Here is a 1,605-nt window from a genome sequence, read left to right as displayed (position 1 = left end):
CTCCAAGGGCAATCAATGAATCCGCGAGATTTCTGACGACCAGAAACGGCACGTGTTCAAGGCCGCCCGAGGCAGCCTTCGCCAAGACGCCCGTGGCCGCGGGACTGTGCCGCGCGGTCGTGATGATGGCCTCGACGCCGAAGGCCGCGGCGCTGCGTACGACTGCCCCTACATTGTGCGGATCGGTGATCTGATCGAGCGCCAGCACGACCCGCGTCCCGCTCAAGGTGTCGAGGGTCGGGGAGGGCAGTGGCTCCGCTTCCAGATAGAGGCCCTGGTGAACGGCGTCGGGCTCCACAAGCCTGTTGATATCTCCGGGACGGACGATTTCGGGGGCGATCGGCAGGGGAATCCCGAGCTCTTCGTTCAGCCGGATCATCGAGTTCTCGGTGGCCAGAAGCCGATGGAAGCGGCGCTTCGGGTTGCGCAGCGCCTCGGCGACCGGATGCCACCCATAGAGCACAGTCTGGTCGTCATCCTCCGCCTGGCGTCTGGGGCGGGCGTCGCGGCGCTCGTACTTGCCGCCCGGCTTGCCACCGGGTCGGCCAAAACGGGGCTTCTTGGAAAAAGTCGGGCGCTCGCTCATTTCGAATGGTCTCTTTGAATTGTTGGGCGTCGCCATAACACAGGATGCCGAAACTCACGATGCGGTTCGTTCTTTGGAGTTGACACCGCGTAAGCAGGTCACCATAAGAGCGCCCACGGAATCCCCGCCGCGAGCGGGGAGTTTCGTTTGAAACGGCCTTTACGCGAAGCGTGGGTTGGGTCAAATGGGGGAATGTCCCGAGCGGCAAAGGGGGCGGACTGTAAATCCGCTGGCTATGCCTTCGTAGGTTCGAGTCCTACTTCCCCCACCATCCAACCAACGAGACGCTCTCGCGGGTGTAGCTCAATGGTAGAGCAGCAGCCTTCCAAGCTGAATACGAGGGTTCGATTCCCTTCACCCGCTCCAATTTTCCCTCAAAGCTTTGCCCCTAGCGCGCGCCGAGGCGGCACTCTGGTCTTACGACGGCCGCGTCAATTCAACGGACCTTCGGAATGCGGACGATTTTAGCCGTTCTTGCCCTGCTGGCGTCCACCTCGGCTTATGCCGAGAGCGACCGCTTAAGGCTGCCGCAGCCGGTTGGCGGCTGCACCTATGTCGAAGATGCCGCCCGTTACGCCGAGCTGGACAGAAAAGATCCTGTCGCCGCGCTCAAGTTCATCCGCGACAAGGACGGCAGGCGCGGTTGCCGCATGATCCCGGCCGGGGCGGCGTCCGTCCTGCAGCGCAGGACCGTCGGAGGCAACAGTTTGGAATGCATCCGGTCGGACGGCGAGGCCGATTGCTACTGGAGCATCGCCATGAGCCGGCTGTACCCGGATTTTCGCCGCTGAGCGACCGCATGCCCGGGTCGGCGCTGCCGGTTGGGCATCCTGACCTTGGCGTTGAGGCGTTCGGCCATTATCTGTCGACCTACATAAACTGGCTCTTGCAGAACCGAGCAAAGAGCCCTATTGGGCGGCAAGTTTGCCGTTCAGGTAATGAAGACGTGTCAGGGACAATAGGACATGGCGAAGGAAAAGTTTGAACGTAATAAGCCGCATTGCAACATCGGGACGATT

2 protein-coding genes and 2 tRNA genes are annotated in these 1,605 nt (G+C 61.7%); 3 read left to right on the top strand and 1 reads right to left on the bottom strand.

Going from position 1 to position 1,605, the window contains the following annotated elements; genetic code table 11:
* Positions 1-586: TrmH family RNA methyltransferase (locus tag AC1DT3_RS20520; protein ID WP_477467052.1), on the bottom strand; the 586-nt coding region annotated here is incomplete at its 3' end.
* A 186-nt stretch (positions 587-772) separates the two neighbouring features.
* Between AC1DT3_RS20520 and AC1DT3_RS20515 the strand changes: the two genes are divergently transcribed.
* From AC1DT3_RS20515 to AC1DT3_RS20505, 3 genes are all read left to right on the top strand, one after another.
* Positions 773-857: transfer RNA gene (locus AC1DT3_RS20515), tRNA-Tyr, on the top strand.
* 21 nt (positions 858-878) lie between these two features.
* A tRNA-Gly gene (locus tag AC1DT3_RS20510) sits at positions 879-952 on the top strand.
* An 86-nt stretch (positions 953-1,038) separates the two neighbouring features.
* Positions 1,039-1,377: a hypothetical protein gene (locus AC1DT3_RS20505; protein WP_477467051.1), complete on the top strand. Its 339-nt coding sequence runs from the start codon at positions 1,039-1,041 to the stop codon at positions 1,375-1,377.
* Positions 1,378-1,605: the final 228 nt, after the last annotated feature.

The organism is Microvirga sp. P4_G7 (assembly GCF_056401005.1).
Note: the sequence above shows the minus strand (reverse complement) of the source record. Positions and strands in the feature narration are given on the sequence as shown.